A 7,138-nucleotide genomic window follows, 5' to 3' on the forward strand; every position below is an offset into this window, starting at 1 on the left:
CCATGCGGATGGCGCGCCGGCCTCGTTTTGTCTTGCCCGCATTGGCCCCAGGGTCTGGGTCCCCGTTAGCTGAGCAGGTTATAGATCATCGCCGCGGCCTCCGCCCGCGTGGCGGTCCGTCCGGCGGCGAAGGCGCCGCCGTCCCCCTGGATCACGCCCAGCCCCTGGGCCAGGGCGGCATAGCCGTAATATGCCGCGGGAATGGACGCCTCATCGGCGTAAGAGCATCTGTAGATGCCCTGGAAACGGGCGATGGGGCCATAGCCGGCGCTGTCCAGCAGCAGCTTGACCGTTTCGCCCCGGGTGAGGATCTTGTCATCGCTGCGCGCTTCGGGCGTGAGGATTCCCATACGGTAGGCGCTGCGATAGAGGTCGTCCGCCTGGGCCCCCTCCAGGTCTTCGGGGTCGTAGCGGTAGCCCTGCATGCTCAGGAGCAGCGCCACCATGTCCTTCTGGACCAGGGTCTTTCCCGGCGCAAAGGAGCCGCCGTCAAAGCCCACCTGATAGCGGGCCAGCGTCTCGATCTGTGTTCGGGCCCAGCTCCCCTCCAGATCGTCGTAGGTAAGCCCGCTCCAGGACCAGGGCTCGCTGCGGATGACCTGGCCGGTCTTGGCGTCCACGCCCTGGACGTCGTAGTCGGGGGTGAGGCTCCAGCCCAGCTCCAGGGCGCTGAACCAGCTCCCGCCCAGGGCGGCCAGGGGCTGATATTCCGGCCTGGAGAGGTCCAGCTCCACGGGGACCGCCAGATACCTCAGATCCACTGTAAAGGTGCCGAACCAAGCGTCCAGCGCGTCGGATGCGGACACCAGGCCCTCGGCGCTCTCAAAGGTCACCCCCGGGATCTCCCGGCGCTGGAAGCCGCTCACGGAGCCATCCAGCGCACTGATGGACACGCTGAACTGATCGTCCGGGAAAAAGTAGCCGTTCTCCTGGCGGGCATAGATGAAATACCACTCCGTGGTAGTGACGTCCTCCGCCGGGACATCCCCGCCATAGAGGGCGCTGTTATCGTAATCGGCGCACCGGGCGAAGTCCTCGCCCCAGTAACGCGTCAGGAACGCCTCCGCCTTCTCCCGGGCCGCCGTGCGGTCCACGGTCCGGGGCAGGGTCTCATTCCAGGGCCCGCCGCTCCAAAGGCTCTCCAGTTCCCCGGTGCGGGCGTCCACCGTCACGCATTTTTGCCAGATGCCACCCTCACCATCCTGTTTTCCATAGGTGAGCTGGGCAAAGACGTCCCCGGTGTCCGTGCCGCCGTCCGCGATGGCGGTCTCCAGGTAAAACCGGGATTCGGCCAGGGTATAGGTCTCCAGCCCCAGTTCTGAGACGGCCCGCACCTTTTGATCCAGGGCCTTTGCGGACAGAACGCCGGAGAGCTTCTCCACGCCGCTCTGCTCCACCTCAGTGAGGAAGGCCCCGCCGCCCGCGTCCGCGGCCGTATTGGCGGACATTTCTTCGGCATACCCATAGAACTTGTCGCCGTCGGCAAGCGCCCGCCGCTTCTCCGTCAGGTTCACCAGCTCTCCGGTGTGGGCGTCCACATAGCAGTCGTCCCGGCTGTTGGGGAGATAGCGCAGGGAGGCGGTCCTGCCGTCCTCATTCAGGCTGTACTCCAGGCGCATGGTGAGCAGCTCCTTGAGGAGCTCCCCCGCCCGCTGGGCGGAGACGTCGGCCTGCCCGGAGGGTACGGTCCCGATGTAGCTGCTGGCCAGATCGTCCCGCCGGAAATTCATCACGCAGTTGTCCGCCGCCCGGACCTCGATGCGCATGCCCAGAGGGGAAGGTACGCCGTTGAGGCAGATGATCCCCCGGAAATAATAGGAGGACTGGTTCAGGGATTCCCCCTCGTCCTCCCGGAACACCACGGTCTCATTGGCGGCCAGGACCTTGTCCAGGAAGGCCTGAGCGGCCTTTTGGGCCCCGTCCCGCCCGCCCTCTGGGAAGGATGGATTCTGGAAGCCCCGGTCCCAATACTCGGCGGCGTCATGTCGGAAGTAGCTGAGGATGCGGCCGTCCTCCCCCGCGGTGACGCTGAGGCTGCCCCCATCGCCGTACCAGTCAAGGTACCAGAGCGGGGCCAGCGCATTCTCCTCCGGGTAGCCGCTGAAATCGCTGTAGGCGTCGGTGTCCAGATCCAGGGTCTCCTTTACCGCCAGGGTCACGGCGCTCAGCCGCGCCTCGGCGCCTTCCTCCGCCGCCGCAGGCAGCGCCAGCGCCAGCAGCAGGGACAGCGCCAGTACCAGGGACAGTGCTTTTTTCATTCAGATTTCCTCCTTTGTTGCTTTTTCCCTTCTAAATAGTGTAGACGATTCGTGGAGGGAAAATGTTTCAAAAATTTTGCTTGACTTTTATCGAACGTTTGTTGTATTATGAACTCGAACAAAAGTTCTGTGCAACAAAAACGCAAGCAAACTCGTCTATTTGATATAGAAAGGTTGAAAAGTCCGTTTTATGGGATAGCAGAACGGCTATGCTGGATCTATCAGCAGTGGGAGGGATCGCGGTATGCAGACCATTTACTATGAGACGAGCAATTTCATCCGTCATGAGGGAAACCTGGTGGACCTGGCGGCGTACCGCCAAAAGCTCGCGGCGGTGTCCGGAGGGAACTGGAGCCCGGCGCCGGAGGGCTCCCCGGCGTTTGAGGCGGAGGCGCCCCCGCGCACGGGAACGGTGCTGCGGCTTGTGCCGGAGGAGAGCCCCGCCCAGCGGCGCGCCCGCCGCACTGGGAGACGGCTCCGCCGTGCCGCCCTGGCCCTGGACTTCTGCGCCAGTGCGGCCATCGTGGTCCTGACGGTGAGCGCCGTGATCGGGTTCCTGCACCTGTAAAGCATGTCAAATTTCCCGCTGCGGGGCCGCAAGAGGTTGCGGCCCCGTAAATTTTTGCCTTGATCCAGGAATTTTTTCTTTACTTTGCACCCAGAATATGATAATCTACTAAAGCACGTAAAGCGTGTATAGACGCCCTGCGGCCTCGTTTCGGGACACTGCCCGCTCTCATGCGGGGGCTTCACCCGCCCGTTACGCAGCTCCATGGGCAGCAAAAAAGAAAGGTGGAATCTCCCCATGATCCGTAAAGACGAAAAGACGGCCGTGATCGAGGCCAACCGCACCCATCCCACTGACACCGGCTCCCCCGAGGTGCAGATCGCCATTCTCACCGCCCGCATCCAGGAGCTCACTGAGCACCTGAAGATCCACACCCACGACAACCACAGCCGCCGCGGGCTGCTGAAGATGGTCGGTAAGCGCCGCAAGATGCTGGACTATCTGGCCAAGAAGGACGTGGAGCGTTACCGCGCCATTATCGCCAAGCTGGGCATCCGTAAGTAAGTATGTGAACAGGGGTGGCGCGGGACACTGCGCCGCCCCTTCTTCCCATGTGCCGCAAATCGCGCGCACCAGAGCCAACCACGCTTTTTTAGCAGTTGAACCTGGGCCCGGAGGACGGACCCGGCTTCAAATGCTAAAAATCGCGACGGCTCTTGGTGTGCAGCTTCCAAAACAGAATAGGAGGACTCCGCATGTCAACCGTCATCACTCACAAGCAGTTTCCCAACCACAAGGTCTACAAGATGGACCTGTGCGGCCGCCCGCTGACCATCGACGTGGGCAAGGTGGCCGAGCTGGCCAGCGCGTCCGCCATGGTCACCTATGGCGAGACCACCGTACTGGTGGCCGTCACCGTCGCGCCCCGTCCCCGTGACGGCGTGGACTTCTTCCCCCTGAGCGTGGATTTTGAGGAGAAGCTCTACGCCGTGGGCCGCATCCCCGGCTCGTTTATGCGCCGCGAGGGCCAGCCCTCTCTGCCTGCGGTACTGGCCAGCCGCGTCATCGACCGCTCCATCCGCCCCCTCTTCCCCTATGACTTCCGCAACGACGTGGTGGTGACATGCACCGTCATGAGCGTGGACTACGACTGCTCTCCCGAGGTGACCGCCATGATCGGCGTGTCCGCCTGCCTCTCCTACTCCGAGATTCCCTGGGCCGGCCCCATCGGCTGCCTGGAGGTGGGCTATGTGGACGGCCAGATCGTCCTCAACCCCAATCAGGAGCAGAAGCACGCCTCCAAGCTGGACCTCACCGTGGCCGCCACCGAGCAGAAGGTCATCATGATCGAGGCCGGCGCCAAGGAGCTGCCCGACGATATCATGTATGACGCCATCGTGAAGGCCCACGAGGAGATCAAAAAGCAGGTGGCGCTCATCCGGACCATCACCGCTGAGATCGGCAAGCCCACCATGACCTATGACCACGCCGACTTTGATCAGGAGCTCTTCGACAAGATCGTTGCCGCCACCATGGACGAGGCCAAGGCCGCCATGGACACCGACGACAAGAACATCCGCGAGGAGCGTTGGAACAAGCTCATCGACCACTGGCACGAGCTCTTCCTGGAGGACTATCCCGAGATGGACAAGTACCTGGAGGAGATCACCTACAAGTTCCAGAAGAAGATCGTCAAGGCCTGGCTTCTGGAGGGCCACCGCGTGGACGGGCGCGCCAAGAACGAGATCCGTCCCCTGGGGGCCGAGGTGGGCGTACTGCCCCGGGTCCACGGCTCCGGCCTCTTCACCCGTGGCCAGACCCAGGTCCTCTCCATCTGTACGCTGAACACCCTCTCCGCCGCCCAGAAGCTGGATACCATCTGGGAGGAAGAGGAGAAGCGGTACATGCACCACTACAACTTCCCCGCCTATTCTACCGGCGAGGCCCGCGGCGCCCGCTCCACCAACCGCCGCGAGAAGGGGCATGGCGCCCTGGCTGAGCGGGCGCTGGAGCCCGTCATCCCCCCTGTGGAGGAGTTCCCCTACGCCATTCGCGTGGTCTCCGAGGTCCTGAGCTCCAACGGCTCCACCTCCCAGGGCTCCATCTGCGGCTCCACCCTGGCGCTGATGGATGCCGGCGTGCCCATCTCTGCCCCGGTGGCCGGCATCTCCTGCGGCCTCATTCAGGATGACGACGGCGGCTTTACCACCTTCATCGACATCCAGGGCGTAGAGGATTTCCACGGTGAGATGGACTTCAAGGTGGCCGGCACCAAGGCCGGTATCACCGCCATCCAGATGGACATCAAAAACGACGGCCTCAGCCATGCCATCATCAAAGAGGCGCTGGAGATCACCAAGGACGCTCGCTACGCCATTCTGGACGAGGTCATGCTGCCCTGTATCAGCGCGCCCCGTCCCGACGTGGCCGAGACCGCTCCCAAGATGGTGAAGATGAAGATCGACGTGGACAAGATCCGCGAGGTCATCGGCTCCGGCGGCAAGGTCATCCAAAAGATCTGCGCCGATACCGGCGCCAAGATCGATATCGAGGACGACGGCACCATCTATATTGCCGGCGTGAACCGCGAGTCCTGCGACGCCGCCAAAAAGACCATCGAGACCATCGTCTTTGTCCCCGAGGTGGGCCAGCTCTATTACGGCAAGGTGGTCCGCATCCTGCCCTTCGGCGCCTTTGTGGAACTGGCGCCCGGCAAGGACGGCATGGTCCATATCTCCAAGCTCTCCGACCGCCGGGTGGAGAAGGTGGAGGATGTGGTCAACATCGGCGACATGATCTGGGTCAAGGTCACCGAGATCGACGAGAAGGGCCGCGTCAATCTCTCCTATAAGGATGCCCTTAAGGCCATCAAGGAGAACCCCGGCCTGAAGAAGTAAGAGAAGCGTCAAAACTGCCGACCGGGCGGGCGAAAGCTCGCCCGGTCCTTTTTCCACCCGATTTCTATGGTGTTGCGGAGAGGAGGGGCTTGCCTTGACGGGACCGGATGCCTGGTTTGCCGCCGCGGGAGCCGCGGCCTGGGGGACCTGCGCCTATGAAGATGTGCGCCCTCATATGGATGCCCCCGCGCTGGCGCGGGCGGAGGCGCTGTGCCCTGCCCCCGCCGGGATCTATGTGGCCGCCTTTCCCTATTTCCCGGGCGAGGCGCCGGGAAATCTCTCCCTCTACGCCCGGGGCGAGGATTACCACGCCGCCGTGGCCCGGAGGCTGGACCGGGTGTGCGCCGCCCTGCGCCCTTCCCATCCGGGCCGCTGTTTTGCACCTCTTGTGGACAACTCCCCTCTTCCGGAACAGCTCTGCGCAGCCTTGGCTGGACTGGGCCTTCGGGGCAGGAACACCCTTACGATTCTGCCCCCCTGGGGCACCTGGCTCTTTTTGGGCGCCATCCTCACCGATCTGCCTCTGGAGAGTGCTCCCGTTCCCGCTCCGGCGTGCATGGACTGCGGCAAATGCACTGCGGCCTGTCCCGCCGGCGCATTGGGCCCCAACGGCCTGGACCCTGACCGCTGTCTCTCGGCCCTGACCCAGAAAAAAGGTGCGCTGACAGCGGAAGAGGAGGCTCGCCTGCGCGGTCACGGTCTGGTCTGGGGCTGTGACGCATGTCAGCGGGCGTGCCCCTATAACCGGGACGTGCCCCTTTCCCCCCTCCCGGAATTCCGCACCAATTTGATCCACACCCTGGGGACAACGGATGTGGATCATCTGACCCGCCGGCAGTTCCAGGAAAAATATCCGCTCCGGGCCTTCACTTGGCGGGGCCCGGGCGTACTGCTGCGGAATCTGCGTTTGAAAGAGCGCGAGGGCCGAAACGGTCCGTCCGTATAAAAATGCCGCCCTTCGTGGAAACTATCCCCGAAAGGCGGTGTTTTACTATGCAAGTACGCGATCTCATGAATCAGAGTGTGGTCTCCATCACGCCGGCGGAGTCGGCCTCCCTGGCGGCCCGCCTCCTCAGCCGTCACAACCTGGGCTCCCTCCCGGTGTGCGGCGAGGACGGCGGCCTGAGGGGCATCGTCACCGACCGGGACATCGTGACCCGGTGCGTCGCCGCGGAGGAGGACCCCCACAAGGTCCAGATCAAGGACATCATGTCCCGGAACTGTGCCGTGGTCTCCCCGGATGATGACGCGGCGGAGGCCGCCCGGATGATGGCGGTGAAGCAGGTGCGCCGGCTCCCTGTGCTGGAGGCGGGCAAGGTGGTGGGAATGGTCTCCCTGGGCGACCTGGCCAAGTGCGGCGCCTGCGAGATGGAAGCGGGGGAAGCCCTCTCGGAAATCTCCGAGAACATCCAGCGGACCCGGGGCCTCCACCAGCCGGAGCGGGACTGAGACATCCCTGCCGTTCCTTTTTGGGA

At 63.6% G+C, this 7,138-nt stretch carries 6 protein-coding genes; 5 read left to right on the forward strand and 1 reads right to left on the reverse strand.

Features of this window, described 5'->3' with window-relative positions:
• Positions 1-65: 65 nt before the first annotated feature.
• Positions 66-2,258, reverse strand: coding sequence for an S-layer homology domain-containing protein (locus ABUA09_RS16295; RefSeq protein ID WP_349949530.1), 2,193 nt, complete (start codon positions 2,256-2,258; stop codon positions 66-68).
• Between the two features lie 244 nt (positions 2,259-2,502).
• On the opposite strand from ABUA09_RS16295, the gene ABUA09_RS16300 reads away from it, so the two are divergent.
• The 5 genes from ABUA09_RS16300 to ABUA09_RS16320 all read left to right on the forward strand — a co-directional run bounded on the left by ABUA09_RS16300 (position 2,503) and on the right by ABUA09_RS16320 (position 7,112).
• Positions 2,503-2,826, forward strand: coding sequence for a hypothetical protein (locus ABUA09_RS16300; RefSeq protein ID WP_058116844.1), 324 nt, complete (start codon positions 2,503-2,505; stop codon positions 2,824-2,826).
• Positions 2,827-3,063: 237 nt separating this feature from the next.
• Positions 3,064-3,330, forward strand: a complete 267-nt coding sequence (rpsO, locus tag ABUA09_RS16305) for a 30S ribosomal protein S15 (RefSeq protein WP_033118406.1) — start codon at positions 3,064-3,066, stop codon at positions 3,328-3,330.
• 191 nt (positions 3,331-3,521) lie between these two features.
• Positions 3,522-5,663 (forward strand): polyribonucleotide nucleotidyltransferase, encoded by a 2,142-nt coding sequence (locus tag ABUA09_RS16310; protein ID WP_058116843.1) that lies wholly within the window; start codon positions 3,522-3,524, stop codon positions 5,661-5,663.
• A 94-nt stretch (positions 5,664-5,757) separates the two neighbouring features.
• Entirely contained in the window at positions 5,758-6,609 is an 852-nt protein-coding gene (locus ABUA09_RS16315) for an epoxyqueuosine reductase (RefSeq protein ID WP_227151703.1), read from the forward strand.
• Positions 6,610-6,656: 47 nt separating this feature from the next.
• Positions 6,657-7,112 (forward strand): CBS domain-containing protein, encoded by a 456-nt coding sequence (locus tag ABUA09_RS16320; protein WP_058116841.1) that lies wholly within the window; start codon positions 6,657-6,659, stop codon positions 7,110-7,112.
• The last annotated feature ends 26 nt before the right edge of the window (positions 7,113-7,138 follow it).

It is taken from the genome of Intestinimonas sp. RTP31139st1_F5_RTP31139_211217 (assembly GCF_040226735.1).
In the GTDB taxonomy this organism is placed as follows: domain Bacteria; phylum Bacillota; class Clostridia; order Oscillospirales; family Oscillospiraceae; genus Intestinimonas; species Intestinimonas butyriciproducens.

What these genes read in the sequence shown, in the direction of transcription:
- ABUA09_RS16310 (WP_058116843.1), top strand. Translation starts at nt 3,522, where the DNA reads ATGTCAACCGTCATCACTCACAAGCAGTTTCCCAACCACAAGGTCTAC.
- rpsO (WP_033118406.1), top strand. Translation starts at nt 3,064, where the DNA reads ATGATCCGTAAAGACGAAAAGACGGCCGTGATCGAGGCCAACCGCACC.
- ABUA09_RS16300 (WP_058116844.1), top strand. Translation starts at nt 2,503, where the DNA reads ATGCAGACCATTTACTATGAGACGAGCAATTTCATCCGTCATGAGGGA.
- ABUA09_RS16320 (WP_058116841.1), top strand. Translation starts at nt 6,657, where the DNA reads ATGCAAGTACGCGATCTCATGAATCAGAGTGTGGTCTCCATCACGCCG.
- ABUA09_RS16295 (WP_349949530.1), bottom strand. Translation starts at nt 2,258, where the DNA reads ATGAAAAAAGCACTGTCCCTGGTACTGGCGCTGTCCCTGCTGCTGGCG.